Annotated in this window: 27 protein-coding genes and 1 tRNA gene; 15 read left to right on the plus strand and 13 right to left on the minus strand. The window is 69.8% G+C overall.

Going from position 1 to position 26,817, the window contains the following annotated elements; genetic code table 11:
• Positions 1-70: 70 nt before the first annotated feature.
• From BLP73_RS02560 to BLP73_RS02585, 6 genes are all read left to right on the plus strand, one after another.
• Complete coding sequence (locus BLP73_RS02560; RefSeq protein WP_090740085.1) at positions 71-1,939, plus strand: DEAD/DEAH box helicase; 1,869 nt, start codon at positions 71-73, stop codon at positions 1,937-1,939.
• 230 nt (positions 1,940-2,169) lie between these two features.
• Positions 2,170-3,276, plus strand: a complete 1,107-nt coding sequence (locus tag BLP73_RS02565; protein WP_090739947.1) for an ABC transporter ATP-binding protein — start codon at positions 2,170-2,172, stop codon at positions 3,274-3,276.
• A gap of 64 nt (positions 3,277-3,340) precedes the next feature.
• On the plus strand, positions 3,341-4,417 hold the full coding sequence (locus BLP73_RS02570) for an ABC transporter substrate-binding protein (protein WP_090739949.1): 1,077 nt from the start codon (positions 3,341-3,343) through the stop codon (positions 4,415-4,417).
• Between the two features lie 67 nt (positions 4,418-4,484).
• Entirely contained in the window at positions 4,485-5,783 is a 1,299-nt protein-coding gene (locus BLP73_RS02575) for an ABC transporter permease (protein ID WP_090739951.1), read from the plus strand.
• Positions 5,784-5,787: 4 nt separating this feature from the next.
• Complete coding sequence (locus tag BLP73_RS02580) at positions 5,788-6,738, plus strand: ABC transporter permease (protein ID WP_090739953.1); 951 nt, start codon at positions 5,788-5,790, stop codon at positions 6,736-6,738.
• On the plus strand, positions 6,735-7,295 hold the full coding sequence (locus tag BLP73_RS02585; protein ID WP_090739955.1) for a hemerythrin domain-containing protein: 561 nt from the start codon (positions 6,735-6,737) through the stop codon (positions 7,293-7,295). The genes BLP73_RS02580 and BLP73_RS02585 overlap by 4 nt, the downstream gene beginning before the upstream one ends.
• An 84-nt stretch (positions 7,296-7,379) precedes the next feature.
• Here BLP73_RS02585 and BLP73_RS02590 read toward each other — a convergent pair whose 3' ends face one another.
• The 10 genes from BLP73_RS02590 to BLP73_RS02635 form a co-directional block, all read right to left on the minus strand.
• On the minus strand, positions 7,380-8,324 hold the full coding sequence (locus BLP73_RS02590; protein WP_090739957.1) for an AEC family transporter: 945 nt from the start codon (positions 8,322-8,324) through the stop codon (positions 7,380-7,382).
• Positions 8,321-9,139 carry an MBL fold metallo-hydrolase gene (locus tag BLP73_RS02595; RefSeq protein WP_090739959.1) on the minus strand — a complete coding sequence of 273 codons (819 nt, stop codon included), beginning with the start codon at positions 9,137-9,139 and terminating at the stop codon, positions 8,321-8,323. Before BLP73_RS02595 ends, BLP73_RS02590 begins: the two co-directional genes overlap by 4 nt.
• A complete protein-coding gene (locus BLP73_RS02600) occupies positions 9,136-9,924 on the minus strand; it encodes a TatD family hydrolase (protein ID WP_090739960.1) in 789 nt (262 codons plus the stop codon). The genes BLP73_RS02595 and BLP73_RS02600 overlap by 4 nt, the downstream gene beginning before the upstream one ends.
• Before the next feature lie 3 nt (positions 9,925-9,927).
• A complete protein-coding gene (locus BLP73_RS02605; RefSeq protein WP_090739962.1) occupies positions 9,928-11,040 on the minus strand; it encodes a DNA polymerase III subunit delta' in 1,113 nt (370 codons plus the stop codon).
• A 10-nt stretch (positions 11,041-11,050) separates the two neighbouring features.
• Entirely contained in the window at positions 11,051-11,647 is a 597-nt protein-coding gene (gene tmk / locus BLP73_RS02610; protein WP_090739963.1) for a dTMP kinase, read from the minus strand.
• Positions 11,647-12,801 (minus strand): D-alanyl-D-alanine carboxypeptidase family protein, encoded by a 1,155-nt coding sequence (locus BLP73_RS02615; RefSeq protein WP_090739965.1) that lies wholly within the window; start codon positions 12,799-12,801, stop codon positions 11,647-11,649. The genes tmk and BLP73_RS02615 overlap by 1 nt, the downstream gene beginning before the upstream one ends.
• 119 nt (positions 12,802-12,920) lie before the next feature.
• Positions 12,921-13,493 (minus strand): thymidine kinase, encoded by a 573-nt coding sequence (locus tag BLP73_RS02620; protein ID WP_090739966.1) that lies wholly within the window; start codon positions 13,491-13,493, stop codon positions 12,921-12,923.
• A 92-nt stretch (positions 13,494-13,585) separates the two neighbouring features.
• Positions 13,586-14,809, minus strand: coding sequence for a DEAD/DEAH box helicase (locus BLP73_RS02625; RefSeq protein ID WP_245686526.1), 1,224 nt, complete (start codon positions 14,807-14,809; stop codon positions 13,586-13,588).
• Between the two features lie 360 nt (positions 14,810-15,169).
• Positions 15,170-15,619, minus strand: a complete 450-nt coding sequence (gene dtd / locus BLP73_RS02630) for a D-aminoacyl-tRNA deacylase (RefSeq protein ID WP_090739970.1) — start codon at positions 15,617-15,619, stop codon at positions 15,170-15,172.
• Entirely contained in the window at positions 15,616-15,843 is a 228-nt protein-coding gene (locus BLP73_RS02635; RefSeq protein WP_175453211.1) for a hypothetical protein, read from the minus strand. Before BLP73_RS02635 ends, dtd begins: the two co-directional genes overlap by 4 nt.
• 97 nt (positions 15,844-15,940) lie before the next feature.
• On the opposite strand from BLP73_RS02635, the gene BLP73_RS02640 reads away from it, so the two are divergent.
• Complete coding sequence (locus BLP73_RS02640; RefSeq protein WP_090739972.1) at positions 15,941-16,192, plus strand: DUF2312 domain-containing protein; 252 nt, start codon at positions 15,941-15,943, stop codon at positions 16,190-16,192.
• A gap of 18 nt (positions 16,193-16,210) precedes the next feature.
• Here BLP73_RS02640 and BLP73_RS02645 read toward each other — a convergent pair whose 3' ends face one another.
• On the minus strand, positions 16,211-17,086 hold the full coding sequence (locus tag BLP73_RS02645; RefSeq protein WP_090739973.1) for a hypothetical protein: 876 nt from the start codon (positions 17,084-17,086) through the stop codon (positions 16,211-16,213).
• A gap of 105 nt (positions 17,087-17,191) precedes the next feature.
• Between BLP73_RS02645 and BLP73_RS02650 the strand changes: the two genes are divergently transcribed.
• The 6 genes from BLP73_RS02650 (at position 17,192) to BLP73_RS02675 (ending at position 22,532) form a co-directional block, all read left to right on the plus strand.
• Positions 17,192-18,916 (plus strand): ABC transporter permease, encoded by a 1,725-nt coding sequence (locus BLP73_RS02650; RefSeq protein ID WP_090739975.1) that lies wholly within the window; start codon positions 17,192-17,194, stop codon positions 18,914-18,916.
• Positions 18,907-18,981 (plus strand) — tRNA-Thr (locus tag BLP73_RS02655). The genes BLP73_RS02650 and BLP73_RS02655 overlap by 10 nt, the downstream gene beginning before the upstream one ends.
• A 206-nt stretch (positions 18,982-19,187) precedes the next feature.
• Positions 19,188-19,394, plus strand: coding sequence for a cold-shock protein (locus BLP73_RS02660; protein ID WP_090739976.1), 207 nt, complete (start codon positions 19,188-19,190; stop codon positions 19,392-19,394).
• Positions 19,395-19,493: 99 nt separating this feature from the next.
• On the plus strand, positions 19,494-20,315 hold the full coding sequence (locus BLP73_RS02665) for a TIGR00282 family metallophosphoesterase (RefSeq protein WP_090739978.1): 822 nt from the start codon (positions 19,494-19,496) through the stop codon (positions 20,313-20,315).
• 82 nt (positions 20,316-20,397) lie between these two features.
• Positions 20,398-22,179: an SLC13 family permease gene (locus BLP73_RS02670; RefSeq protein ID WP_090739980.1), complete on the plus strand. Its 1,782-nt coding sequence runs from the start codon at positions 20,398-20,400 to the stop codon at positions 22,177-22,179.
• Between the two features lie 128 nt (positions 22,180-22,307).
• On the plus strand, positions 22,308-22,532 hold the full coding sequence (locus BLP73_RS02675; protein ID WP_245686512.1) for a hypothetical protein: 225 nt from the start codon (positions 22,308-22,310) through the stop codon (positions 22,530-22,532).
• 86 nt (positions 22,533-22,618) lie between these two features.
• Here BLP73_RS02675 and BLP73_RS02680 read toward each other — a convergent pair whose 3' ends face one another.
• Entirely contained in the window at positions 22,619-24,394 is a 1,776-nt protein-coding gene (locus BLP73_RS02680) for an SLC13 family permease (RefSeq protein ID WP_090739981.1), read from the minus strand.
• 144 nt (positions 24,395-24,538) lie between these two features.
• Between BLP73_RS02680 and BLP73_RS02685 the strand changes: the two genes are divergently transcribed.
• Positions 24,539-25,282, plus strand: a complete 744-nt coding sequence (locus BLP73_RS02685) for a YebC/PmpR family DNA-binding transcriptional regulator (protein WP_090739983.1) — start codon at positions 24,539-24,541, stop codon at positions 25,280-25,282.
• A 124-nt stretch (positions 25,283-25,406) separates the two neighbouring features.
• Entirely contained in the window at positions 25,407-26,315 is a 909-nt protein-coding gene (locus BLP73_RS02690; protein ID WP_245686513.1) for a DMT family transporter, read from the plus strand.
• Here BLP73_RS02690 and BLP73_RS02695 read toward each other — a convergent pair.
• On the minus strand, positions 26,312-26,812 hold the full coding sequence (locus BLP73_RS02695) for a hypothetical protein (protein WP_090739984.1): 501 nt from the start codon (positions 26,810-26,812) through the stop codon (positions 26,312-26,314). The two genes, BLP73_RS02690 and BLP73_RS02695, sit on opposite strands and share 4 nt — an antisense overlap.
• Between the last annotated feature and the right edge of the window lie 5 nt (positions 26,813-26,817).

Genomic DNA, 26,817 nt, shown 5'->3' on the forward strand with positions numbered 1-26,817 from the left:
TGCTGGGCCGCGATCCGCGAAGAGGGGTGCCGTTCACCGGGTGATCCGCACCCCCGTTCTTGGCGAGACCATGACAGAGATGACCATTCCCGCGCCGCTTCAGGCGGCGCTGGCGGGCAAGGGCTATGACAGCCTGACCGCCGTTCAAACCGCCATGCTGGCGCCTGAACTTGCCGGGCGCGACGCGCTGGTGTCGGCGCAGACCGGCTCGGGCAAGACCGTGGCCTTCGGCCTAGCCATCGGGCCCGACCTGATGGAGGGCGATGTTCTGCCGCCCTCGGACCTTCCCTTGGCCCTTGCCATCGCGCCGACGCGCGAGCTGGCGCTGCAGGTCGCGCGCGAGCTGGAATGGCTTTACGCCGGCACCGGCGCGCAGATCGCCACCTGCGTCGGCGGCATGGACTATCGCAACGAGCGCCGGGCGCTTCAGCGCGGTGCGCAGATCGTCGTCGGCACGCCCGGGCGCTTGCGCGATCATATCGAGCGGGGCAGCCTCGACATGACGGCGCTGCGCGCGGCCGTGCTGGACGAGGCGGACGAGATGCTGGATCTGGGCTTCCGCGAGGATCTGGAGTTCATCCTGGGTTCTGCCCCCGCCGAGCGGCGCACGCTGATGTTCTCGGCCACCGTGCCCCCGGCCATCGAGGCGCTGGCTCGCGACTTCCAGCGCGATGCGCTGCGGATCGCCGCGATGGGCGAGGCGCGCCAGCATGGCGACATCTCCTATCGCGCCTATTCCGTCACCGCCCGTGACCGTGAGCCCGCGATCTTCAACCTCTTGCGCCTGCATGACGCGCAGACGGCGATCATCTTCTGCAAGACCCGCGCCAACGTGAACCACCTGCTGGCGCGCATGTCGAACCGCGGCTTCAAGGTCGTGGCCCTGTCCGGCGAGCTGAGCCAGTCCGAGCGCAACCACGCGCTTCAGGCGCTGCGCGACGGGCGGGCGCGGGTCTGCATCGCGACCGATGTCGCGGCGCGCGGGATCGACCTGCCGGGGCTGGAGCTGGTGATCCATGCCGACCTGCCCACGAACCCCGACACGCTGCTGCACCGCTCGGGCCGGACGGGTCGGGCCGGGGCCAAGGGCGTCTCGGCGCTGATCGTGCCGGCGGCGGACCATCGGCGGGCGCAGAGCATCCTGAAGCGGGCGCAGGTCGTGGCCGAATGGGGCAACGCGCCCTCGGCCGACGAGGTGCGGGCCGAGGATGACCGGCGAATGCTGGAGCATCCGGCGCTGCGCGCTGAGGCCGGCGAGGAGGCCGAGCTGGCCGGCAAGCTGCTGGCCGAGCTGTCGCCGGAGCAGGTCGCCGCCGCCTTCATCCGCCTGTGGCGCGAGGGGCGCCCGGCGCCCGAGGAGCTGATGGAGCCGCAGGCGGCGCGCGTGCGTGAGCCCGCCGCTCCGCGCGAGCCGCGGGAGTTCGGCGAATCGGTCTGGTTCAGCCTGTCGGTCGGCCATACCGGCCGCGCCGAGCCGCGCTGGCTGCTGCCCAAGATCTGCGATGCCGGCGGGATCGGCCGCGAGAGCATCGGCGCCATCCGCATCCGGCACGAGGAGAGCTTCGTCCAAGTCGCGGCGGATGTGGCGGACCGCTTCGGGGCCGAGGCGGCGATCAACGACGAGATCACGATGACGCGGCTCGACGGGCAGCCCTCGCTGGATGCGCCCGCGCCGCGGGGGGAGCGGGCCGACCGGGCCGAGCGTCCGGCGCGCAAGCCCGCCCCGCGTCCGCGCGATGCGGGCCACGAGGCACGGGTGAAGTCGGCCCGCGGGGGCTGGGTGCCGGACGACGCGCCCGTGCCCGAGGCCGACCGGCCGGTGAAGGCCTGGAAGAAGAAGGAGGGTGCGGCGGCGCCCAAGGGCAAGGTGGCATGGGCCAAGCCCAAGCCCAAGGCGGCGGCCAAGCCGCATCGCAAGGGCACCCGCCGCCCCGAGTGATCCCAAGCCCTGCCTTAAATTCAGGCAGGGCTTTTTCTTTGCCGTTTGGGCCGGAGCACGGTGCACGAACGGTGCACAGTCGGTGCATCCTCGGGGGACCGGAGGTGCAGGCGGGCGGGGCAAGGCCGCTGCGCGACATGAACAGGTCGCAAATGGGATTGCCAGCTTCATGATCCGGTGCGTAACCTGACCGGGCGCTGAATAACCATATAAACCCAGGGAGAGCGCTTTTGCTGGACGACCGCCATGGCGACGCTTTCGTCGCCTTTGAGCATGTGCAAAAAAGCTATGACGGACAGACACTTGTCGTCAAGGATCTGAACCTCGCCATCGGCAAGGGAGAGTTCCTGACCATGCTCGGGCCGTCCGGCTCGGGCAAGACGACCTGCCTGATGATGCTGGCCGGCTTCGAGACCGCCACCCATGGCGAGATCCGCCTGGCCGGCCGCCCGATCAACCAGGTCCCGCCCCACAAGCGCGGCATCGGCATGGTGTTCCAGAACTACGCCCTGTTCCCGCACATGACGGTCGGCGAGAACCTGTCCTTCCCGCTGGAGGTCCGCGGCATGGCCAAGCCCGACCGCGAGGCGCGGGTCAAGCGCGCGCTCGACATGGTACAGATGGGCCGCTTTATCAGCCGCCGCCCGGCGCAGCTGTCGGGCGGGCAGCAGCAGCGGATCGCGCTCGCCCGCGCGCTGGTCTTCGATCCCGAGCTGGTGCTGATGGACGAGCCGCTCGGTGCGCTGGACAAGCAGCTGCGCGAGCATATGCAGTTCGAGATCAAGCACCTGCACGAGGAACTTGGAATCACCGTCGTCTATGTCACGCATGACCAAGGCGAGGCGCTGACCATGTCGGACCGGATCGCGGTCTTCAACGACGGCCGCATCCAGCAGCTCGCGCCGCCTGCCGAGCTTTACGAGCGGCCCGGCAACAGCTTCGTCGCCAGTTTCATCGGCGAGAACAACAGCTTGCCGGGCGTTATCGAGGAATTTCAGGGCGACAAGGCGCTGGTGCGCCTGGACGGCGGCGGGGTCATCGACGCCACGGCCGTCAACATTCGCGAGAAGGGGCAGCGCACCACCGTCTCGATCCGGCCCGAGCGGGTCGAGTTCAAGCCCGAGATGATGCCGCCCGGCGCCCACACGATCGAGGCGAAGGTCGCCGAGGTCGTCTACATGGGCGACATCCTGCGCGCGCGGCTGGCCGTCGCCGGCAGCGACAATTTCGTGATGAAGATGCGCAACACGATCGGCCAGACCCGGCTGGAGCCGGGGCAGGTCATCCGCATCGGCTGGCACCCGCAGGACGCGCGGGCGCTGGAACCGACCGCCTGAGCCAATACAGCCACCAATTACCAAGGGCGAAAATGCCCGATCAAGTCCAAGGGGAGCTACCAACGTGAAGACCACTCTGATCCTGTCCACCGCCCTTTCCGGCCTCGCCTTCGCCGCCACCGCGCAAGAGGTGAACGTCGTCTCCTGGGGCGGCGCCTACGAGACCAGCCAGGTCGAGGCCTACAACAAACCCTTCACCGCCGAGACCGGCATCCGCGTCAACATGATCGCGGCCGACAACCCGGCGACCCCGCTGAAGGCGCAGGTCGAGGCCGGCAACGTCACCGGCGACGTGTTCGACGTCGAGGTCTCGGACGCCATCCGCCTGTGCGACGAGGGCGCGCTGATGGAGATCGATCCGGCCATGCTGCCGGCCGCGCCGGACGGAACGCCCGCGGTGGACGATTTCGTGCCGGGCGCGCTGCAGGATTGCGCCGTCGCGAACATCGTGTGGGGCACGGTGATTTCCTACAACACGACCAAGTTCGAGGGCGAGATGCCCCAGACCGCGGCCGACTTCTTCGACACCGAGACCTTCCCCGGCAAGCGTGGCCTGCCCCGCAACCCCAAGCGCACGCTCTACCTGGCGCTGATCGCCGACGGCGTGCCCGCCGCCGAGATCTATGACGTGCTGGGCACCGACGAGGGCGTGGACCGCGCCTTCGCGAAACTCGACACGATCAAGAACGATGTCGTCTGGTGGGAGGCCGGCGCCCAGCCCGTGCAGCTTCTGGCCGATGGCGAGGTCAGCATGACCACCGTCTATAACGGCCGCGTCTTCGACGCGATGGTCGCCGAGAACCAGCCCTTCGAGATCATCTGGGACGGGCAGTACATGGACATGGACATGTTCGTGATCCCGAAGGACGCCCCGAACCTGGACGCCGCCGTCGAGTACCTGAAGTTCGCGACGGACACGCAGCGGCTGGCCGATCAGGCGCGCTACATCGCCTATGGTCCGGCGCGCCAGTCCTCGGCCTCGCTGGTGGGGCTCTACCAGGACGGCGTGACCGAGATGGCGCCGCACATGCCGACCTCGCCCGAGGCGCTTGAGAACGCCGTGATGGACGATCCCGAGTTCTGGGCCGACCGCGACGCCGAGATGGTCGAGCGGTTCAACGCCTGGCTCGCCTCGTCCTGATCACGCGCCGCCCCTGCGCGCGGCGCGGGGGCGGCCTCTCTTGCCGGAAGAACGGGCCCCGACGCTGATGGCGAATGTCGCTCTTGATCCCCATGCCGCCGTTGTGTCCACCGCTTCGGGCGGGCCGGCGGCGCTGACCTCTGCCGACGGAACGCCGCTGGCCCGCGCCCTGGCCCGCAGCCAGCGCCGCGCCCGCCGCCGCGCCTTCCTGCTGGTGCTGCCGCTGCTGGCCTTCATCCTGATCACCTTCGTGGTCCCGATCGGGCAGATGCTGCAGCGCTCCTTCTACAACGCGGGCTTCTCGGCCAACATGCCGCAGGTCTCGGCCTGGTTCGCCGAGACCGAGCGCGGGACCGATCCCGATGACGCGGCCTGGGCCGCGCTGGCCGCCGACCTGACCGCCGCGGCCGAGGCGCGCACGGTCGCCATGGTCGGCACACGCATCAACTATGACCTGTCGGGGACGCGCTCGCTTTTCACCTCGACCGGGCGGGCGCTGCGGGGCGGGATCGAGCCGCCCTATCGCGAGAACCTGCTCGAGATCGACCAGAAATGGGGCGACCCGCAGCTGTGGTCGGTGATGCGCGAGGCCTCGCGCCCCGTCACCGCGAACTTCTACCTGGCGGCGGTGGACCGCGCCCGCGACGCGGAAGGCAACATCGTGCAGGTGGACGAGCGGCAGCGCGTCTACACCATGCTTTTCGGGCGGACCTTCTGGCTGTCGCTGGTCATCACCGCGCTGACCTTCGTGCTGGGCTTTCCCATCGCGCATCTTCTGGCGACGCTGCCGCTGCGGAAGTCGAACCTTCTGATGATCCTGGTGCTGCTGCCCTTCTGGACCTCGCTTCTGGTGCGGACGACCAGCTGGATGGTGCTGCTGCAGCAGCAGGGAGTGGTGAACGACCTGCTGGTCTGGACGGGCATCATCGGCGCCAGCGGGCGGCTGCAGATGATCTACAACCAGACCGGCACGATCATCGCGATGACGCATATCCTGCTGCCCTTCATGATCCTGCCGCTTTATTCGGTGATGCGGACGATCAACCCGTCCTATGTCCGGGCGGCGCGCAGCCTCGGCGCCTCAAGCTGGACCGCGTTTCGGCGGGTCTATTTCCCGCAGACGCTGCCGGGCCTCGGGGCCGGGGCGCTTCTGGTCTTCATCCTGGCGGTCGGCTACTACATCACGCCGGCGCTGGTGGGCGGCTCGTCCGGGCAGCTCATTTCCAACATGATCGCGATGCACATGACCTCGACCCTGAACTGGTCTCTGGCGGCGGCATTGGCGGCGCTGCTTCTGGCGGCGGTGCTGGTGCTCTACTGGGTCTACGACCGCATGGTCGGCATCGACAACCTGAAGCTGGGATAGCGCCATGGCCCTTCCGTCCTATGCAAGCCCGCTGGAGCGCGCCTGGCACTACGCCTACCTGGTGATCTGCGGGCTGATCTTCTTCTTCCTGATCGCGCCGATCATCGTGATCATCCCGCTGTCGTTCAACGCCGAGCCGTTCTTCACCTTCACCCCCGCCATGCGCGCGCTTGACCCCGACGGCTTCAGCCTGCGCTGGTATCAGAGCCTGCTGCATTTCGGGATGGAGAACCCGCAGGCCGAGGGTTGGGCCTTCTGGTCCGATGCCTGGGCGAACGCCAACTGGATCAAGGCCGCGAAGAACTCGATCATCATCGGCTTCTTCTCGACGCTGGTCGCGACGGTGCTGGGCACGCTGGCCGCGCTCGGCCTCGCGCGGCCCGAGATGCCGTTCCGCCGGACGATCATGGCGATCCTGATCTCGCCCATGATCGTGCCGCTGATCATCACGGCCACGGGGATGTTCTTCTTCTACTCGAACCCGTGCGACCTGCTGGTGCTGATCGGGCTCGAGCCGCAATGCGGGCGGCTGGCGGGCACCTATCTGGGCGTGATCCTGGCCCATGCGACGCTTGGCATCCCCTTCGTCATCATCACGGTGACGGCGACGCTGATCGGCTTCGACCAGTCGCTGAACCGCGCCGCCGCCTCGCTCGGCGCCAATCCGCGGGTGACCTTCTTCCGGGTGACCATGCCGCTGATCCTGCCGGGCGTGATCTCGGGCGCGCTTTTCGCCTTCGTCACCTCGTTCGACGAGGTGGTGGCGGTCCTGTTCATCGGCGGGCCCGAGCAGCAGACCATCCCGCGCCAGATGTGGAACGGCATCCGCGAGCAGATCAGCCCGGCAATCCTGGCCGTGGCGACGCTGCTGGTGGTCTTCTCGATCGCGCTTCTCACCACGGTCGAGCTGCTGCGGCGGCGGTCCGAGCGGATCCGCGGCGTCACGCCGCGATGACCCCCGAAGAACTGGAAGACGAGGCCGCGCGGCCCCGCCCGCCGGCCTATCCCGGCATCACCACGACCGAGCGTGCGCATGGCCGGCGCCTCGCCGCGATCCACCAGATGTACCGGGCCGAGTTGTCGGCGCTGGCGCGGCTGATGGGCGAGATTCGGGATGAGCTGGCCGGGCCCGAGGCGCTGGCGCCGGCGGTAGCCGGCACGCAGCTGGCGCGGAACTTCGCGCTGTTCGGCACCGCCTGCGGACGGGACTGCGCGCTCTTGCAGAACCACCACGACATCGAGGAGGGCTGGATGTTCCCCTCGCTGGCCGAGCGGGGCGGGGCGGTGCTGGCCCCGGTCATCGCCCGGCTGAAGGCCGAGCACGAGGTCATCCACCGCCTGATCGGCGATCTGCACGCGGCTGCGCAGATGCTGGTGGCGAACCGCAGCGCCGACGTCTTCGCGAACTGCGCGGCGCGGTTCGAGGCGCTGGACCGGGCGATCCGCTCGCATTTCGGCTACGAGGAGACGGTGCTGGAGGAGCCTCTGGGGGCGCTTCGGGTGCCGATCTGAGCTGGTCCTTGCGTCCCGCGGCGGCCGGGGGCGCTTCGCCCCCCGGACCCCCCGAGGATACTTCCGCACAGAAGATGGGCGGCGTCAGGGCAGGAGGGTGAGCCACATCCAGATGCTGAGGGTCGAGAGGGCGGTCGCGATGAGCACGGCCGAGGCCGCGACGCGGCGGGCGGCGCCGTAGATGTTGGCGAAGAGATAGGCGTTGACGCCGGGGGCCATGGCCGCGGTCATCACGGCCGAGCGCAGGCCGTTCGTGTCGAGGCCGAGGGCGAGGGCCGTGCCGAAGGTGATCGCCGGGTGCAGGATCAGGCTGGCGGCGCAGCACATGGCGATGGCGCCCATGTCGCCCTCGGGGCGGTAGCGGTAGAGAACGCCGCCGAGGCCGAAAAGCGCGGCGGGCAGGGCGGCGCGCGCGATCATGTCCACCGCGTCCCAGAAGGCCGCGGGCATCACCAGGCCCGCCTGCATCAGGAGGTTCATCGTCAGCCCCGCCATGATGCCGATGACCAGCGACGTGCGCAGCACGCCCGTCAGCGCGCGCAGCGCCACGCGGCCGGTCGAGAGGTTCTGGCCGCGGGCGCGGGTGAACTCCATCACCGTGATGCCGAAGGTGTAAAGGAGCGGCGAGTGGATCGCGATGATCGCCCAGTTGCCGTCGAGGGCGGCGGTGCCGTAGGCGCGCTCGGTGATGGGGATGCCGAGGAGCAGCGAGTTGGAGAAGAGGCACACGAAGCCGATCGCGACGCAGTCCATCGGCGGGCGGTGGAAGAGGTAGCGGGCGCCGCTCCATCCAAGGGCGAAGCTGGCGAAGGCGCCGAGATAGAAGGGGATGAGCAGCGTGGCGCGGAACTCGGTCCCGAGGTCGAGCCGCGCCATCGAGGCGAAGAGCAGGACCGGGACGGCGAAGTTCTGGGCGAAGTTCATCAGCCCGTCGACGGCGCTTTCCTTGAACCAGCCGCGCCAGGTCACGAGATAGCCGAAGCCGACCACCAGGAAGACCGGCAGGATGATTGTGACGAGCGCGCTCACAGGGCCGGCGGCAGGTCGGGACTCTCGGCGGGCGCCTCGATCTGCATGCCGTCGAAGGCGGGGTCCACATGGAGCGGCGTCTGCCGGGCGACGGTGGCGTAGTCCATGTCGAAATGCATGTTCGTCAGGATCGCGCGGTCGGGCCGGGCGCGCGCGATCCAGTCCAGCGCCAGCGCCAGATGGGCATGGCTGGGATGCGGCTGCGGGCGCAGGGCGTCGATGATGAAGACCGAAGCGCCCTCGATCAGCGGCCAGGCGGCGTCCGGGATGGCCGAGACGTCGGGCAGGTAGACGAGGCCGCCGATGCGGAAGCCGAGCGAGGTGATGTCGCCATGCTGGACGCGGAAGGGGATCAGGGTGATGGCGCCGCCGGGGCCGTCCACGGTGACGGGCCCCTCGATCAGGTTCAGGGCGCAGATGGGGGGATATTGGCTGCCCTCGGGCGTTGCGAAGACGTAGCCGAAGCGCTTGACCAGCGCCTCGGCCGTGGGCGCGTCGGCCCAGAGCGGCAGGATGCGGCGGGCGTTGAAAACGACCTGCCGGAGGTCGTCGATGCCGTGGCAGTGGTCCGCATGGGGGTGGGTGTAGACCACCGCGTCCAGCCGGCCGACACCCGCGTCCAGAAGTTGCGGGACAAGGTCGGGGCCGGTGTCGATCAGCACAGTGGTCGTGCCGCGCGGGCCCTGACGCTCGAGCAGAAGCGAGCAGCGGCGGCGGCGGTTCCTCGGCTCGGACGGATCGCAATCGCCCCAGATCCCGCCGAGCCGCGGCACGCCGCCCGATGAGCCGCAGCCGAGGATCGTCGCGCGGATCATGCCGCCTTCCAGAACAGGCGGTCGAAATTGGCGCTGCTATGTGCGGCGAACTCGGCGGGGGTCAGGCTGAACAGGTCGGCGGCAACAGTGGCGGTGTGGGCGACATAGGCCGGCTCGTTGCGCCGGCCGCGTTGGGGGGGCGGGGCGAGGTAGGGGCTGTCGGTCTCGACCAGGATGCGGTCGAGGGGGGCGGCCCTGAAGATCTCGCGCAACTCGGCCGAGCGGGGAAAGGCCGCGATGCCGGACATCGAGAGGTAGAAACCGAGGTCGAGCGCCGCCTCGGCCAAGGCCGCGGTCGAGCTGAAGCAGTGCATGACGCAGGTGTAGGCGCCGGCGCGGTGCTCCTCGGTCAGGATGCGGGCCATGTCGTCATCCGCGTCGCGGGCGTGGATGATGAGGGGCAGGCGGGTCTGGCGCGCGGCCTCGACATGCAGGCGCAGGCTCTCCTGCTGGGCGCCCGCGCTTTCGGCGGTGTAGTGGTAGTCGAGGCCCGTCTCGCCGATGCCGACCATCTTTGGGTGCTGCGCGATGGCGACAAGCTGGTCCACCGTCGCCATCGGCTCGTCCGCGACGCTCATCGGGTGGGTGCCGGCGGCATAGAAGACGCCCTCATGCGCCTCCGCGATGGCGCGGACGGCTGGCTCGTTGCGCAGGCGCGTGCAGATCGTGACCATGCGGGTGACGCCGGCGGCGCGGGCGCGGGCGATCAGGGCGTCGCGCTCTCCGTCGAAGTCGGGGAAGTCGAGGTGGCAGTGGCTGTCCACGAGGGCCGGGCCATTGTCCATGTCCTATCCTTTGCCGGGTGGTGCCGAGCGGGCGGGCGGCAGCTGCGCGAGCCCGAGGACCATATCCATCACCAGCGCGGCAGGGTCAAGGTTGACCGCCCGGCCCGTGCGGGCCCGTGCCGACAGATGCGCCTGCGTCTCGGCCCAGGCCCGCGCGGCCAGATCGTCGGGCGCCAGCCGCGCCATCAGCGCGGCCTCGCCGCGCGCCGCCTGGATCAGCGGCGCGCCCATCAGCCCGGCACGGGCGAGGCGGGACAGGAAGCGGTCGAGGATGGTGATGGTCAGATCGAAGGGATCGCCCTCGGCCGTGGCGCGGCCCGCGGCGCCCTCGGCGAACTTTGCCGCCGCCATGCGGTCGAAGCGGGGCAGGGTGGCGAAGAGGTCGACGAGCTGCTGGTAGCGGTCCAGCCCGTCCTGGCCCGCGAGCCGCAGCGCCTCGCCGACCGAGCCGCCTGACAGCTCGGCCAGCGGCTCGGCATCCTCGTGAATGCCCAGATCGCCGAGGATGCCGCCCATCTGCGCCGGGTTCAGCGGCGACAGGCGCAGGGTCCGGCAGCGCGAGCGGATCGTGGGCAGCAGGCCCGCCGGCTGATGGGCGATCAGCAGGATAACGGCGCCGGCCGGGGGCTCCTCGAGCACCTTCAGCAGCGCGTTGGCGGCGGCGGGGTTCATGTCGTCGGCGGCGTCGACGATGGCAACGCGGCGCCCGCCTTCGGCCGCGCTCATGTGGAAGAAGGACAGCAGCTTGCGGATCTCGTCCACGGTGATCTGGGCCGAGAGGCGCCCGGCCTTCTCGTCCCAGGGCCTGCGGACGAGGTGCAGCCGCGGCTCGGACAGGGCCGAGACGCGCCGCGCCTCGGGCGCCTCGGGATCGGTGCGCAGGTCGGGCGAGGTCGCATCCGCCAGCAGCCAACGGGCGATGGCCCAGGCCAGCGTCGCCTTGCCGGTGCCGCGCGGGCCGGTCAGCAGCCAAGCGTGGTGCAGCCGGTCGTCGCGCGCGGCCTGGGTGAAGGCGGCAATGGCGGCGTCCTGGCCGATTACGCGCGGCGCATGGCGCGGATGCGGCGCGCCGGGCACGCGGTCGGCTTCGGGGATGTCCTCGACGGCGGTCTTCACGAAAAGGGCCTCACAGCGCGGTGCGGACGCGGGCGGCGACCTCGGCCTGGCTGCCGCGGCCGTCGACCAAGCGCACGCGGCCCGGCGCCTCCAAGGCGAGGGCGTGAAAGCCCGCGGCGAGGCGGCGCTGGAAGTCGAGGCCGAGGCTCTCGAACCGGTCCTCGGCTCCGCCGCGGGCGCGGCCGCGGCTGAGGCCGGTCTCGGGGTCGATGTCGATGACGAAGCTGCGGTCCGGCTCGATGCCGATCATCAGCTCGTGCAACCGGTCGACCATCTGCCGCAGATCGCCCCGCGCCGCGCCCTGGTAGACGCGGGTGCTGTCGGCGAAGCGGTCGGTGATCACGGTCTTGCCCGCCGCCAATGCGGGGCGGATCGTCCGCTCGAGGTGGTCGCGGCGGGCGGCGGTGAAGAGCAGGCATTCTGTCTCGGGCGACCAGCGTTCGCCGGCGCCCTCGACCAGAAGGCGGCGGATCTCCTCGGCGCCGGGGCTGCCGCCGGGCTCGCGCGTCAGCACGACCTCGCGCCCCTCGGCCGTCAGCGCCTCGGCCAGAAGCCGGGCCTGCGTGGACTTGCCGCTGCCGTCGATCCCCTCGAAGCTGATCAGCATCAGATGCCAGTGGCGGCGACGGCGCGCTGGCCCAGCTGCATCACCGCGCCGCGCATCCGGCCGACGAAGCCGGCCTCGGGGACGTCGGTATTGGCGATGAGCGGGGTGATCGCGTCGCGGCTGCCGGGCACGGTCACGACCAGCCGGCCGACGGGATCGCCCTTGGCGATTGGGGCCGGGATGGGGCTGTCATAGACGACCTCGACCCGCACGCGGTCCTGCGCGCCGGCCGGGACAAGAACGTTCACCCCCGCCTCGGTCGTCAGCGGCACGCGCGAGGCCGAGCCCAGCCAGACCGGCGCCTCGACGACGGTCGAGCCCGCGGGAACCAGCGTCTGCATCGTGAACTCGCGGAAGGCCCAGTTGACCAGCCGCTCGGATTCGGTGGCGCGGGCGCGGTCCGATTGCAGGCCGCTGATCACGAAGATCACCCGCCGGCCGTCCTGGATGGCCGAGCCGACGAGGCCGTAGCCGGCCTCCTGCGTGTGGCCGGTCTTCAGCCCATCGGCCGTCCACTCGCCGGTGCCGATGGCCAGAAGCGGGTTGCGGTTGCGCGCATTTGAGGGGACGCGGTCCTTGTAGTTGAACTCGGTCTCGGCAAACAGGGGATAGAGGTCGGGGAACTCGCGGATCATGTAATCGGCCAGAAGGCCCAGATCCTCCATCGACATGCGGTGGCCGGGATCGGGCCAGCCCGAGGAATTTGTCAGATGCGTGTGGGTCAGGCCCAATTCTGCCGCGCGCTCGTTCATCTGGCGGGCGAAGGCCTCCTCGGTGCCGGCCAGGCCCTCGGCCACGGCCACGCAGGCGTCGTTGCCCGAGTTGATGATGATGCCCTTGATCAGCTCCTCAACGGTGGGCCGGTCGGCGGGCTCGATGAACATCTTCGAGCCGCCCATGCGCCAGGCCCGCTCGGAGACGGGGAAGGTCGTGTCCATGGTGACGCGGCCGTCGCGGACCGCCTCGAACAGCATGGTCAGCGTCATCAGCTTGGACATCGAGGCCGGGGGCAGGGGGATGTCGGCATCCTTCTCCATCAGCACCGTCCGCGAGGCCACGTCATAGACCCAGGCCGAGGTCGCGGTGGTCTCGAAGGCGCGCGCCGGCGCCGCCAGGCAGAGCGAGGCTGAAAGCCACAGAAGAAATGCCCGCATGAGGTGTCCCTTTGCCCCGTTTTCGTGGAATGGTTACATCAAGCCCCGCCACCTCGCAACGCGCGCGAGGTCGCAGCCGGCAGATTTGATGTCACGGATCTGTTGTCACGGGTGCGGTGTCATCGTCCGACCGCCTCGCGCCAGTGGCGGCGGCAGAGCGAGACATAGGTCTCGTTTCCGCCGACCTGGACCTGCGCGCCCTCGGTGATGGCGCGCCCGTCCTCGCCGCGCCGGATCACCATCGTCGCCTTGCGCCCGCAATGGCAGATGGTGCGGACCTCGCGCAGGTCGTCCGCCAGCGCCAGAAGCGCGGCCGAGCCGGGGAACAGCTCGCCCCGGAAATCGACGCGCAGGCCATAGGACATGACCGGGATGGAGAGGTCGTCCGCGATGCGGGCAAGTTGCCAGACCTGCGCGGCCGAGAGGAACTGCGCCTCGTCCACGAAGACGCAGGCGCAGCCGGCGCAGTCCGCCTGGACCAGCGCGAAGAGGTCGGTCTCGGGGTGGAAGACGGTGGCGTCGGCGCCGATGCCGATGCGGCTGCCGATCCGGCCCGCGCCCGCGCGCCCGTCGATGGCGGCGGTCAGCAGCAGCGTCTCCATCCCGCGTTCGCGGTAGTTGTAGGCGGCCTGCAGAAGCAGCGTGCTCTTGCCGGCATTCATGGTCGAGTAGTGAAAATAGAGCTTGGCCATGGCGCTGCGCCATAACGCCCCGGCGCCGGCTCCTCAAGCGAAAGCGGCCGGAGCATCTCCCCCGGCCGCTTCCCTGTCGTCTTCAATGCGCGTCAGCCGCGACGCTTGGCGTTGCCGCCCTGCTGCGGCTTGCGCGCCGGGCGGGCATTGCCGGCGCCGAAGGGGCGCCCGCGCTGCGGACGGCCGGCCGGCGCCGGAGCCGAGGCCCAGGGCTCGCCGCCGATCACGGGGATCGTGGTCTTCATCGCCTTCTCGATGGCGCGCAGCTCGTCCATCTCGGCCGGCGCGCACAGCGCCACGGCCCGCCCGTCACGGCCGGCACGCGCGGTGCGGCCGATGCGGTGGACGTAGTTCTCGGGCACGTTCGGCAGGTCGTAGTTGTAGATATGCGCCACCTCGGGGATGTCGAGGCCGCGCGCGGCCACATCCGTCGCCACCAGCACCTTGGTCTGGCCCTGGCGGAACGCTTCCAGCGCGCGCTCGCGCTGGCCCTGGCTCTTGTTGCCGTGGATCGCGGCGACGGCGAAGCCCCACTTCTCCAGCAGCTTGGCCAGCTTGTCGCAGCCGTGCTTGGTGCGGCCGAAGACCATCGCCAGCTCGTTCGTGTGCTTGGACATGTATTCGGCCAACAGCGTGGCCTTGTCGCCTTGCCCGACGAAATGGACGCCCTGCTCGATCTTCTTGGCTGCCTGCCCCGGAGGGTTCACGGCCACGCGGACCGGGTCCGTCAGATAGGTGTCCGACAGTTCCTGCATCAGCTTCGGCATGGTGGCCGAGAACATCAGCGTCTGCCGGTCCTTGGGCAGCATCCGCGCGATCTTGCGCAGCGCGTGGATGAAGCCGATGTCCAGCATCTGGTCGGCCTCGTCCAGCACCAGGTAGGTGGTGGCCGAGAGGTCGATCGCGCGGCGTTCGATCAGGTCCATGAGCCGGCCCGGCGTCGCGATGAGCACGTCGACGCCCTTGGACATCCGCTCGGTCTGCACGTTGATCGAGGCGCCGCCGACGACGCGGAAGCTGCGGATCGGCGTGCCCTCGGCATAGGCGTCGATGTTGGTGGCGATCTGGGTGGCCAGCTCGCGCGTCGGTGCCAGGATCAGGGCCCGGCAGGTGCGCGGGTCGGGCTTCTTGCCGTACTTGATCAGGCGCGTCAGCATCGGCAGGCCGAAGGCGGCCGTCTTGCCGGTGCCGGTCTGCGCCAGGCCCAAGACGTCGCGGCCCGCGACGACCGAGGGGATGCCCTGCGCCTGGATCGGCGTCGGCGTGGTCAGGCCCATCGCCGTGATGTTGGCGTTGATGCGGTGATCGATGCCCATGTCCGCGAAGGGACCGGTGGGCAGCGGCTCGCGCGCCGTCACGCGGCGGCCTTCATTGGCGGCCAGGGGCGCGGCCGGGCGGGGGTTGCTGTTCTGGCCGCGGTTCGGGCGGCGGCGGGTCGTGGTCTGTTCCATGGTCAATGTCTTTCGTCCCTCGCATCCCCCGTATCGGACGCAAAGGCAGGGGCCGCGCATCGTGGCGCGGCTCGTGGCAGGGGTGCAGGCGCTATACGAGGATGCCTGCTGCCTCCCCGCGTGAATGGGAAACTGGAAAATGCCGCGCCTTCTGGCAGGAACCTGCGGCTGCTCACGCGGCAGCAAGGGGCGACAGCCGGTAGATGGGGCAGGGGGGCGCCGAAGTCAAGCGCGGTCGCTGCTGTCCAGCCAGATCGTCACCGGCCCGTCATTGACAAGCCGCACCTTCATGTCGGCGCCGAAGACGCCGGTCTCGGCGGCGATGCCCTGCTCGCGCAGCGCCGCGGCGAAGGCCTCGTAGAGGCGCCGCCCGTCCTCGGGCGTGGCGGCGGACGAGAAGCCGGGGCGGTTGCCGGTGCGGGTGTCGGCCGCCAGGGTGAACTGGCTGACGACCAGCGCGCTGCCTTGGGTGTCCAGAAGCGAGCGGTTCATGCGCCCCCGATCGTCGCGGAAGATCCGCAGCTTGGCGACCCGCGCGGCCAGCTTGGCCGGCGCTGTGTCGTCGTCACCCGCCATCGCGCAGACGAGGATCATCAGCCCCGCGCCGCAGCGGCCGACGACCGCGCCCTCGACCTCGACCGAGGCTTCGGTGACGCGCTGGACCAGCGCCCTCATGGCGCCAGCACGACGCCGACGACCACCATCATCAGCCCGATGACCGAGGCGGCCAGCGCGCCCATGTTGACGGCCAGCACGCCGCGCATCTTCTCGCGCAACGCCGCGTCCTCCATGCCCGCGCGCTTGGCGCGCGAGACGGTGACGATGCACCAGACCAGCCCGGCCAGCCCGGCCAGCGTCAGCGCGGCCCCGATCCAGATGATGGCGTCGAACAAGGTCATGGCGGTCGTCCCCCGAGAATGCAGGGACGGGTTAGCGGTGATTGCACCCTTCGGCAAGACGGCCTAACAGGGCGCGAAAAGCGGAAGGGGACATCCGATGCAAGACGATCAGGCCTATGGCGTCGCAGCCGACGAGCTGCGCCAGTTCATCGAGCAGTTCGAGCAGCTCGAGGCCGAGAAGAAGGACATTGCCGAGCGGCAGAAGGAGGTCATGGCCGAGGCGAAGGCGCGCGGCTACGACACCAAGGTGATGAAGAAGATCGTCGCGCTGCGAAAGCGCCACCGCGACGACATCGCCGAGGAAGAGGCCATCCTCGAGATGTACAAGACCGCGCTCGGCATGGTCTGAGCCGGGCAGGCGGGCCGGTCAGGGCAGGATGAACTCCACCCCCGGCAGGACCGCGATCTCGGCCACGTCGGCGCGGTAGTTCCGCGTCACCTCGTCCACGATCTCCTGCGTCCAGCCGGGCAGCTCAATCACCTGGTCCAACATCCCCGGCAGGGCGTGCAGGGCCAGGACCTCGGCATAGATCTGGCGGCGGCGTGCGACGGTCAGCTGGTCCTGGCCCGCCATCGCCTCGCGCAGGCGGGCGATGCCCAGGTCGCCGAGCAGCTCGTGCATGTAGAGAAGGCTGCCGGCCAGCGGCACGTCGGCGGGCATGCCGCCGACGAGGCGCACGACCTCGGGCCAGATCAGCGGCACGTCCTCGTGGCACCAGATCACCACACGCCGGCCGCCCGCGGCCTGCACCAGCTGGCGGATCGGCTCGCGCCAGCGCAGGTCCTGCGGGCCGCATCCCTGCACCAGCTCGTCATAGCCGCCGCCCGCAAATTGCGGCAGCACCTCGGCCAGCAGCGTGGCCGGGTTGCGGATGGCCAGGAAGAACTCGGTCTCGGACGAGGGAAACAGGCGCATCAGCGCCGCCACCCGCGCCGCCATCTGCGGATAAAGCCCCTCGCGGCCGCAGACCCGCCCCGGCGCGCCCATGAAGGTCGGCGTCGACATGACCACGCGGGCCGGCGCGTCGCTTTCCAGCATCGCGTCCAGCATGATCCCCTCCATCTCGCCGCTGGCCGCGCCGCCGTCCAGCGAGGCCAGCGCCTCGTCGATGATGCCGCGGTGGCGGTTGGGGGTCACGACCTCGGTGCCGTTCTTCAAGAGCCAGTTCCGGTTGTTCAGCAGGGTCTTCAGCATCCGGTCGCCATCGGTGCCATGCACCCCCACGTGAAAGACCAGTTGCATGAAGTGGACCGCCTGTCTGCCGCTTGTTCCCGCCCCCAAGGGGCAGCGCGCAGACTAGCCATCCGGCGTGGACAGTCAAACCGCTTTCCATTAACCGCTGCTGCCATGACGGACGGGGCAGCACAGGCATCGGAGGCGCGGTCGCTCCAGCACGGCCTGCGGCAGGGCGGCGGGCGGCGCTGGTCGGTGGCGGCCGCGCTGGTCGCGGCGCTGGTGCTGCTGCCGGTGCTGTCGGTCCTGTGGATGGCGGCGCGCCCCACCGACAACATCTGGCCGCATCTGATGGCGACGGTGATGCCGCGCTACTTCACCGCGACGGTGGTCCTGGCCGCCGGCACCGGGCTTCTGGCGGCGGCGATGGGGGCGGGGGCGGCCTGGCTCGTCAGCATGTACGAGTTTCCGCTGCGCCGCCCGCTGCAATGGCTGCTGCTGCTGCCGCTGGCCGTGCCCGCCTATATCGGCGCCTACGCGCTGGCCGACTTCCTCGACTATTCCGGGCCGGTGCAGACCGCGCTGCGCGGCTGGTTCGGCTGGCAATCCTCGCGCGATTACTGGTTTCCGCGCATCCGCTCGATCGAGGCGGCGATCGTCGTGCTGGCCGCGGCGCTTTACCCCTATGTCTACCTGCTGACCCGCGCCGCCCTGAACGAGCAGTCGGGCAGCGCCTACGAGGTCGCGCGCGCGCTCGGCACCGGGCCCTGGGCGATGTTCTGGAGGCTCGGCCTGCCCCTGGCGCGTCCGGCCATCGTCGCCGGCTCGGCCATCGCCATGATGGAGGCCGTCGCCGATTACGGGGTCGTCACCTATTTCGGCGTGCAGACGCTGAACACCGGCATCTTCACCACCTGGCTCGAGCGGCGCAACGCGGGCGGCGCGGCGCAGATCGCCTGCGTGATCCTGCTGGTCGTCGTCATCCTGGCCCTGTGGGAGCGGTTCGGCCGCCGCGGCGCCCGCTTCCATCAGAGCGCGCGCCAGCCGCGCCCGATCCAGCCGCAGCGCCTGCACGGGGCCGCGGCGCTTCTGGCGACGGCGGCCTGCCTCTTTCCGTTCCTGCTGGGCTTCGTGCTGCCGGTCGGCGTCATCCTCAGCTACGCGCTGTCCTACCCGCAGGGCTGGCTGACGCCGGGCCTGGCGCGGGCGGCCTGGAACACCGTCAGCCTCGGCTCGGTCGCGGCGGTGCTGACGGTGGGGCTGGCGCTGGTGATGGTCTATGGCGTGCGCATCTCGGGCCGCCGCCTGCCGCGCCTGCTGCTGCCGATCACCACCATCGGCTATGCCGCGCCCGGCGCGGTGCTGGCGGTGGGCATCCTGATCCCGCTGGCCGCGCTGGACCACCGCCTGGCGGACGGCTGGCTGGCGCTGACCGGCACCGATCCCGGCCTCATGCTGACCGGCACGGGCTTTGCCATCATCCTGGCCTATGTCGTCCGGTTCTTCGCGATCGGGCAGGGGGCGCTGGACGCGGCCTTCACGCGCGTGCCACCCTCGCTGCCGATGGCGGCGCGCTCGCTCGGGCGCAGCCATGCGGGGGTGCTGCGCGACGTCTTCCTGCCGATGATGCGCGGCTCGGTCGGCGCGGCGCTGCTGCTGGTCTTCGTGGATTGCGTCAAGGAACTTCCCGCCACGCTGCTGCTGCGCCCCTTCAACTTCGAGACCCTCGCCACCCGCGCCCATCAGCGCGCCAGCGTCGAGGATCTGGGCAATGCCGCGCCCGCCGCGCTGCTGGTCATGGCCGTGGGCCTTCTGGCCGTGGGGCTTCTGGCGCGCACGAGGCTTGGCTTGCAGAACGGCGGCCGGCGCGCTATCGCAGGCAAGGGTTCGCCGGTTTAGCTCAGCGGTAGAGCGTCTGCCTTGTAAGCAGGGGGTCGGGGGTTCAAGTCCCTCAACCGGCACCATCGCCCACCCGTGGGCAGGCGAAAGCCCGCGCGGGCGCGCAAAGGCCACCGGGCGGCCTTGAACATCGCCGCGCAAGCGTCTATCTTGACCGTGCTTCGGTGAATTCTCTGCATCCTGTCTGCGTCTGCCTTCAGTCTGCTTTGTTAATCTGACTGGGCCAAGCCGCTGCATGTCGCGAGCGGTATCTAAGACAGGAGATCTCACGATGGCCAACGGCACCGTGAAATGGTTCAACAGCACCAAAGGCTTCGGCTTCATCCAGCCGGAAGCCGGCCGCCAGGACGTGTTCCTGCACATCTCGGCTCTCGAGCGCGCGGGCCTGTCGGCTCCGGCCGATGGCCAGAAGGTGACCTACGAGCTCGAGCGTGGCCGCGACGGTCGCGAATCGGCGACGAACATCCAGTTCGTCTGATCTTTCGGATCATCGCATTCAGGAAGGCCGCCCTCGGGCGGCCTTTTGCGTGGCCGCGGCGGCTTGAGCCGCCGGTGAAACTGTCTTAGCAGGAAGCGCATGAAGATCCTTTTCCTCGGCGACGTCATGGGCCGTGCGGGCCGCCGCGCGATCTCGGAACGGCTGGCGGCCCTGCGCGCGCGGCTGAAGGCGGACCTGGTCATCGTCAATGCCGAGAACGCCAGCGGCGGCCGGGGCATCACCGCGGGCCATGCCCAACTGCTGCTCGAGTCGGGCGCCGACTGCCTGACGCTCGGCGATCATGCCTTCGATCAGAAGGACATGCTGGCCTTCATCGACCGCGAGCCGCGCATCGTCCGCCCGCTGAACTTCGCCAAGGAGGCGCCGGGCCGCGGCCATGCCGTCATCAGCGACGCGCGCGGGCGCAAGGCGCTGGTGGTGCAGGCGCTCGGGCAGGTGTTCATGTCGCGGCCCTATGACGACCCGTTCTCGGCGCTGGACGCGGTGCTGCGTGCGCATCCCCCTGGCGGGATGGTGCAGGCGGCGGTCGTCGACATCCATGCCGAGGCGACCAGCGAGAAGATGGCGATCGGCCACTTTTGCGACGGCCGCGCCAGCCTCGTCGTCGGCACGCACACCCATGTGCCCACCGCCGACGCGCAGGTCCTGCCGCGCGGCACGGCCTTCCAGTCCGATGCCGGCATGTGCGGCGACTATGACAGCGTCATTGGCATGGAGAAGACCGAGCCGCTGCGCCGCTTCGTCACCGGCATGAGCCGCGACCGCTTCACCCCGGCCGAGGGCGAGGCGACGCTGGCGGGCGTGCTGGTCGAGACCGACGATCGCACCGGCCTGGCCCGCGCGATCCATGCCGTGCGCGACGGCGGCCGGCTGGCCCCGGCGGGTCCGGCCGCTGGCTGAGCCTTGCGAGCGGCGGTCCAGTTCGCGCAGGATGCCGCAGGCGCGGCGGCGCCGCATCCACAGAAGACGAATCGAGTTGTGAATGTTCGGATTTGAACTGGCCGGCACGACCGGCGCCGTGGTGACGATCTTCGTCATCATCGGGATGCTGATCCTCTTCGTGCGCGAGACCTACCCGCCCGAGGTCACGGCCATCATCGGCGCGGTCGTCCTGCTGCTGCTGGGCCTGCTCGACCCCGCCCGCATCCCGGCGGTGCTGTCGAACTCGGCGCCCTGGACCATCGCCTTCATGTTCATCATCGTGGCCGGCCTCGTGCGGACCGGGGCGCTGGACTGGATGGGCCAGCGCGCCTCGCGCCATGCGGGGGATCACCCGGTGATGACGCTGGCGCTGCTCTCGATCGTGGTCTGCATCATGTCGGCCTTCGTGAACAACACGCCGCTGGTCGTCGTGATGGTCCCGATCTTCATGCAGCTGGCCAAGGAACTTGGAACTTCCCCCTCCAAGGTCATGATTCCGCTGTCCTATTTGTCGATCCTCGGCGGCACGATGACGCTGATCGGCACCTCGACCAACATCCTCGTGGACGGCGTCGCGCAGGCCCAGGGCCTGCGCCACTTCACCATCTTCGAGATCACTTGGGTCGGCCTGCCGATGGCCATCGTCGGCGTCGCCTACCTGCTGGTCTTCGGCCCCAAGCTGCTGCCCGAGCGCGATTCGATGTCGCAGCTGCTCTCCGGGCGCAGCAAGATGAAGTTCTTCACCGAGGTCGCCATCCCTGAGGATTCCTCGCTGGTCGGCCGCGCGCTGGACGAGGTCGACATCTTCGCGCGCGACAATGCCCGGGTGATCGACGTCCTGCGCGGGGACGCCTCGCTGCGCCGCGACCTGCCCGCCGTGCGGTTGGAGGAGGGGGACCGCGTGGTCCTGCGCACCCCCATGTCCGAGGTCCTGGGCCTTCAGACCCACAAGGACCTGCGGATGGTGGACAAGCTTTCCTCGGTCGAGACGACGACGGTCGAGGTGCTGATCACGCCGGGCTGCCGGATGGTCGGCCGCTCGCTCGGCTCGATGCGGCTGCGGCGGCGCTATGGCGTCTACGTGCTGGCGGCGCACCGCAAGAACCAGAACATCGGCCGGCAGCTCGACGACCTCGTCGTCCGCGTCGGCGACACGCTGCTGCTGGAGGGCGCGATGGGCGACATCCAGCGCCTCGCCGCCGACATGGAGATGGTCGAGGTGAACGCGCCCTCGGACCGCGCCTATCGCCGCCGGCATGCGCCCATCGTGGTCGCGACGCTTCTGGCGGTGGTGATCCTCTCAGCCTTCGAGGTGGCGCCGATCCTGCTTTTGTCGTTCATCGGCGCGGCGGTGGTGCTGGGAACGCGCTGCATCGACGCGGACGAGGCGCTGTCCTTCGTAGACGGCCGCCTCATGGCGCTGATCTTCGCCATGCTCGCCGTCGGCGCGGGGCTGGAGAACAGCGGCGCGGTGCAGCTGATCGTCGATCAGGTCGCACCCTGGCTCGCGACGCTGCCGCATTGGGCGCTGGTGCTGGCGATCTACCTTCTGGCGACCATCCTGACCGAGACGGTGACGAACAACGCCGTCGCGGTCATCGTGACGCCGCTGGCGATCAGCCTCGGCACGACGCTTGGGGTCGACCCGCGCCCGCTGGTGATCGCGGTGATGATGGGCGCCTCGGCCAGCTTCGCGACGCCGATCGGCTATCAGACCAACACGCTCGTCTACGGGCCGGGCGGCTACCGCTTCACCGACTTCCTCAAGATCGGCGTCCCGCTGAACCTGTTGATGGCGCTTGTCGCCTCGGTGCTGATCCCGATCATCTGGCCGCTCGGTTAAGGCGCGTTAACCCGCCCTTCGGGAGGCGCAATGCTGCCATGCAGCATCGGCGGTTGCGATCCGGGGCCCGAAGGCCGATCTAGGTCGCAGGGGAGGAAACGCCTGACCGAGTTGCAAGGAGTTTCCACATGGCGACCATCACCACCAATGCTCAGGCCGGCGGCTTTTCGTCCTCGGTTCTGCTGGCACCGTTCCGCGCCATCGGGCGCTTCATGATCATGCTGGCCGAAGCCAGCCCGCAGATGCGCGCACTGCACCGCCTGAGCGAGGTCTCGGACGAGGAACTGGCCGCGAAGGGCCTGACCCGCGACGGCGAAGTCCGCCGCATCCTGGGCGGCGCTGCCGCCATCTGACCGCTGCGGCGCTGCGGCCATCTTGTCCGCCTCTGGCGCGGACAGTCCAACGCGGCCCTCAGGGCCGCGTTTTGCGTATGGATGCGCTAGAACGGCCAGACGATCGGCAGCAGTGGGACCGAGACGGCCAGCACGATGAGCTCCAGCGGCAGGCCCATGCGCCAGTAGTCCCCGAACTGGTAGTTGCCGGGGCCGAGGATCAGCGTGTTGTTCTGGTGCCCGATCGGCGTCAGGAAGGCGCAGGAGGCCGCGACCGCGACGCCCATCAGGAAGGCGTCGGGCTGCACCCCGATCTCTTCGGCCAGGCGGATGCTGACCGGCGCGGCGATGATCGTCGTCGCGTTGTTGTTCAGGATGTCCGACAGCATCATCGTCGCCGCCATCAGCAGCAGGAGCGTGATCGACGGGCCGTAGCCCTCGGTCAGGCTGGCAAGGCCGCCGGCGATGAGGGCGGTGCCGCCCGTCTCGTCCAGGGCCAGCCCGAGCGGGATCATCGAGCCGAGCAGCACGATGACCGGCCAGTCCACGTGGGAGTAGATCTCGTTCACCGACAGCACGCCGAAGAGCACATAGGCGATGATGACGACGCCGAGGGCGATGGGCATGGTCGTCAGCCCGAGCGATGTCGCCAGCACCGCCAGTGCGAAGAGCGTGATGGCCGTGCGCATGTGCCGCTCGCGCTGGACGGGCAGGCTGCCGCCGTCGATCCGCAGGAGGCTGGCGGCCTGGAGCACCTCGTCGCTGCGCCGCTCGGGCATCAGCATCAGCAGCAGGTCGCCCGACTGCACCTCCTGACGGGCCAGCGCCTCGCGCAGGGCGACGCCGCGCCGGCGCATCCCGATCAGCACGCTGTCATGGCGGTTCAGCATCCCGAAGGACTGCACCGAGCGGCCGACGAGGTCCGAGGCGGCCGGCACGAGGCATTCCACCAGGTGCTGCCCCTCGCTGTCGGGCCGGGCGCGCGGCTCGGACCGGCCGTCGGGGAAGGCGAGGTTCTGGGTCGAGCGGTATTCGTCCAGCGCCGCAGGGTCGGCGCGCAGGATCAGCACGTCCCCGTCCTCGATTTGCTGCTCGTCGAGATTGCCGGCGATGTCCTGCCCGCGCCGGCGCACGCCGGTGATGCGGACGGAGTGCTTCTGCGCCTCGGCCCGCGCATCGGCGACGCGGCGCAGGTTCGGAAGGCTGCCGGGCGCGACCACGAGGGCCGCGATGTAGCGGCGCTGCGGGCCGTCGTTGCCGCCGGCCTCGGCCGTGCGCTGCGGCAGGAGGCGCCAGCCGATGAGCGCGATGAAGGCGATGCCGGCCAGCGCCACCGCGCCGCCCACGGGCAGGAAGTCGAACATCCGGTAGGGCTCGCCCAGCACGTCGGCCCGAAAGCCCGAGACGATCAGGTTCGGCGGCGTGCCGATCAGCGTCAGCATCCCCCCGAGGATGGTGGCGAAGGCCAGCGGCATCAGCGTCAGCCCCGCCGCGCGCTTGGCCTTGCGCGCCGCCTGCAGGTCCACCGGCATCAGCATGGCAAGGGCCGCGATGTTGTTCATGAAGCCCGACAGGAAACCGCCGACCGAGCCGAAGACGAGGATATGGCCCGTCGTCCCCCGCTCGGTCCCCGCGATCAGCCGCGTCAGCCGGGAGACCGCCCCCGAGCGCGAGAGGCCCGCCGTCGCGATCAGCACCAGCGCCACGATCAGCGTCGTCGGGTTGCCGAAGCCCGAGAAGGCGTCGGCCGAGGGCACGATGCCCAGCAGGACCGCCGTCATCAGCCCGGCGAAGGCCACGAGGTCGTGCCGCCAGCGCCCCCAGAACATCAGCACCATGATTGCTCCCAGAAGAGCAAACAGCACCGCCTGCGGATATGTCATGAACTGTCCCTTCGCCGGGCGCCCCTGCGGCGCCTCTTGGGGTGCAACGTGGCGAAAGCCGCGCCGGTTCGTCTTGCGATGCGAGGGGCGGCTGGACTATGAAGCCGTGCAACACGTATTGACAGGCTTGAAGGACGACCGGACATGGCAGGCCATTCCAAATGGGCCAACATCCAGCATCGCAAGGGGCGGCAGGACAAGCTGCGCTCGAAGCTGTTTTCGAAGCTCGCCAAGGAGATCACCGTCGCCGCCAAGATGGGCGATCCTGACCCCGAGAAGAACCCGCGCCTGCGGCTCGCCGTGAAGGAGGCCAAGTCGAAGTCCGTGCCCAAGGACGTGATCGACCGCGCCATCAAGAAGTCGCAGGGCGGCGACGCCGAGAACTATGACGAGATCCGCTACGAGGGCTACGGCCCGAACGGCATCGCGCTGGTGGTCGAGGCGATGACCGACAACCGCAACCGCACGGCCTCGAACGTGCGGAGCTATTTCACCAAGGCGGGCGGCGATCTGGGCCAGACCGGCTCGGTCAGCTTCATGTTCGACCGGGTGGGCGAGATCATGTACCCGCTCTCGGCCGGCGACGCCGACACGGTGATGCTGGCCGCGCTGGAGGCCGGGGCGGACGACGTGCAGTCGGACGAGGAGGGGCACTGGATCTATTGCGCGGACACGGCGCTGAACGACGTGGCCGTGGCGCTGGAGGCGAGCCTCGGCGAGTCCGAGACCGCCAAGCTGATCTGGAAGCCGCAGGCGCCGACCGAGGTGACCGATGCCGAGACCGCCGCGAAGCTGATGAAGCTGATCGACGCGCTCGAGGACGATGACGACGTGCAGAACGTCACCGGCAATTTCGACCTGTCCGACGAGGTCGCGGCCCAGATGTAGTCCTGCGTCCCGCGACGGCCGGGGGGCGCTGCCGCCCGGACCCCCCGGGATATTTCCGCACAGAAGATGGGGGCGGGGCCTCATTCTTCTTGCGCGCGGAGCGCTTTGGCGGCATTTGCAGATGATGCAAGCGCCTTTGGAGACTCGCCGCGATCTTGTCGGCATCGGCTGGATGGTGGCGACGGGCCTGTGCTTCGTCGCGGTGAACGCCATCGTCCGCAGCCTCGACGGGGCCGTGCCGGCGCCGCAGGCGGCCTTCATCCGGTTTCTCTTCGGCCTCGTCTTCCTGTTCCCGGTCATCTGGGCCTCGCTGCGCGGGGGCTTTCCGCGCGGGACCTGGGGCCTTTTCGGCCTGCGTGGCGCGTTGCACGTGGTGGCGGTCATCGCCTGGTTCTACGCCATGTCGCGCATCACCGTGGCCGAGGTGACGGCCATCGGCTTTCTCAACCCGATCATCGTGACCATCGGCGCGGCGCTCTTCATGGGCGAGCGGCTGGCGCTGCGGCGCATCGCGGCCATCGCGGTCGCGATGCTCGGCGCGATGATCGTGCTGCGGCCCGGGCTGCGGGTCATCGATCCGGGGCATCTGTCGCAGGTCCTGGCCTCGGTGGCCTTCGGGGCCTCGTATCTCGTCGCCAAGCGCCTGTCCGAGCGGGTGCCGGCCTCGGTGGTCGTGGCGATGATGTCGCTGACGGTCGCGGTCGGGCTGGCGCCGCTGGCCTGGGCGGTCTGGGTGCCGCCGACGCTGGCGCAGGTCCTGTGGCTGGGACTTGTCGCGGTCTTCGCCACCGCGGGGCATTACACGATGACCCGGGCCTTCGCGGCCGCGCCCCTGACGGTGACGCAGCCGGTGACCTTCCTGCAGCTGATCTGGGCGGCGCTGGTTGGTGTCCTGGTCTTCGCCGAGCCGCTCGACCCCTGGGTGATCCTTGGCGGGGCGTTGATGATCGGGGCGATCTGCTACATCACTTGGCGCGAGGCACGGCTGCGGGGCGCGGCGCAGACGCCGCCGCCCGAGGCCGCCAAGGTCTAGAGATCGCAGCTGCCCATCGCGTCATCGAACGCGGCTTCGGCCGGCTCCAGCGTGCCGCTGTCGATCTGGATGCCGCGGAAGGGCGGGGTCTCCTGCGCGGCGGGCTGCACCTGCGTCAGGCGGTAGCAGCCCGCGAAGACCTCGGTCGTGCCGTCGGCGCGGCTCGCCTCAATCGCGACGGGGACGGCGGAATGGGTGGTGCCGGCCGCGCCCTCGGTGATGATCTCGCCGGTGCGCAGGCGGACGCTGGCGGTGTCCTGGTAGCCCTCGCGGAAGGCGGGCCATTCGGGCGCGGTGCCGGGATCATAGTAGCTGTGCGCGCGCAGATATTCCTGCCGGTTGATGGCGTTGTACATCGAGGTAACGACCTGTTCGGGGGTCGAGCGGTCGTCGAGATAGGCGGGAACCGCGCTCTCGCCCTCGGTCTGGGCGAGGGCGGCGAGGGGCAGGGCCGCCAGCAGGGCGGCGAAGGGGGCGAGGCGGGAGAGGCAGATCATGGGGG

The sequence above is a fragment of the Paracoccus tibetensis genome, assembly GCF_900102505.1.
GTDB classification, from domain to species: Bacteria; Pseudomonadota; Alphaproteobacteria; order Rhodobacterales; family Rhodobacteraceae; genus Paracoccus; species Paracoccus tibetensis.

What these genes read in the sequence shown, in the direction of transcription:
- BLP73_RS02560 (WP_090740085.1), top strand. Translation starts at nt 71, where the DNA reads ATGACAGAGATGACCATTCCCGCGCCGCTTCAGGCGGCGCTGGCGGGC.
- BLP73_RS02575 (WP_090739951.1), top strand. Translation starts at nt 4,485, where the DNA reads ATGGCGAATGTCGCTCTTGATCCCCATGCCGCCGTTGTGTCCACCGCT.
- BLP73_RS02580 (WP_090739953.1), top strand. Translation starts at nt 5,788, where the DNA reads ATGGCCCTTCCGTCCTATGCAAGCCCGCTGGAGCGCGCCTGGCACTAC.
- BLP73_RS02585 (WP_090739955.1), top strand. Translation starts at nt 6,735, where the DNA reads ATGACCCCCGAAGAACTGGAAGACGAGGCCGCGCGGCCCCGCCCGCCG.
- BLP73_RS02595 (WP_090739959.1), bottom strand. Translation starts at nt 9,139, where the DNA reads ATGATCCGCGCGACGATCCTCGGCTGCGGCTCATCGGGCGGCGTGCCG.
- BLP73_RS02600 (WP_090739960.1), bottom strand. Translation starts at nt 9,924, where the DNA reads ATGGACAATGGCCCGGCCCTCGTGGACAGCCACTGCCACCTCGACTTC.
- tmk (WP_090739963.1), bottom strand. Translation starts at nt 11,647, where the DNA reads ATGCTGATCAGCTTCGAGGGGATCGACGGCAGCGGCAAGTCCACGCAG.
- BLP73_RS02615 (WP_090739965.1), bottom strand. Translation starts at nt 12,801, where the DNA reads ATGCGGGCATTTCTTCTGTGGCTTTCAGCCTCGCTCTGCCTGGCGGCG.
- BLP73_RS02620 (WP_090739966.1), bottom strand. Translation starts at nt 13,493, where the DNA reads ATGGCCAAGCTCTATTTTCACTACTCGACCATGAATGCCGGCAAGAGC.
- BLP73_RS02625 (WP_245686526.1), bottom strand. Translation starts at nt 14,809, where the DNA reads ATGGGCATCGATCACCGCATCAACGCCAACATCACGGCGATGGGCCTG.
- dtd (WP_090739970.1), bottom strand. Translation starts at nt 15,619, where the DNA reads ATGAGGGCGCTGGTCCAGCGCGTCACCGAAGCCTCGGTCGAGGTCGAG.
- BLP73_RS02635 (WP_175453211.1), bottom strand. Translation starts at nt 15,843, where the DNA reads ATGACCTTGTTCGACGCCATCATCTGGATCGGGGCCGCGCTGACGCTG.
- BLP73_RS02640 (WP_090739972.1), top strand. Translation starts at nt 15,941, where the DNA reads ATGCAAGACGATCAGGCCTATGGCGTCGCAGCCGACGAGCTGCGCCAG.
- BLP73_RS02645 (WP_090739973.1), bottom strand. Translation starts at nt 17,086, where the DNA reads ATGCAACTGGTCTTTCACGTGGGGGTGCATGGCACCGATGGCGACCGG.
- BLP73_RS02650 (WP_090739975.1), top strand. Translation starts at nt 17,192, where the DNA reads ATGACGGACGGGGCAGCACAGGCATCGGAGGCGCGGTCGCTCCAGCAC.
- BLP73_RS02660 (WP_090739976.1), top strand. Translation starts at nt 19,188, where the DNA reads ATGGCCAACGGCACCGTGAAATGGTTCAACAGCACCAAAGGCTTCGGC.
- BLP73_RS02665 (WP_090739978.1), top strand. Translation starts at nt 19,494, where the DNA reads ATGAAGATCCTTTTCCTCGGCGACGTCATGGGCCGTGCGGGCCGCCGC.
- BLP73_RS02670 (WP_090739980.1), top strand. Translation starts at nt 20,398, where the DNA reads ATGTTCGGATTTGAACTGGCCGGCACGACCGGCGCCGTGGTGACGATC.
- BLP73_RS02675 (WP_245686512.1), top strand. Translation starts at nt 22,308, where the DNA reads ATGGCGACCATCACCACCAATGCTCAGGCCGGCGGCTTTTCGTCCTCG.
- BLP73_RS02680 (WP_090739981.1), bottom strand. Translation starts at nt 24,394, where the DNA reads ATGACATATCCGCAGGCGGTGCTGTTTGCTCTTCTGGGAGCAATCATG.
- BLP73_RS02685 (WP_090739983.1), top strand. Translation starts at nt 24,539, where the DNA reads ATGGCAGGCCATTCCAAATGGGCCAACATCCAGCATCGCAAGGGGCGG.
- BLP73_RS02690 (WP_245686513.1), top strand. Translation starts at nt 25,407, where the DNA reads ATGCAAGCGCCTTTGGAGACTCGCCGCGATCTTGTCGGCATCGGCTGG.
- BLP73_RS02695 (WP_090739984.1), bottom strand. Translation starts at nt 26,812, where the DNA reads ATGATCTGCCTCTCCCGCCTCGCCCCCTTCGCCGCCCTGCTGGCGGCC.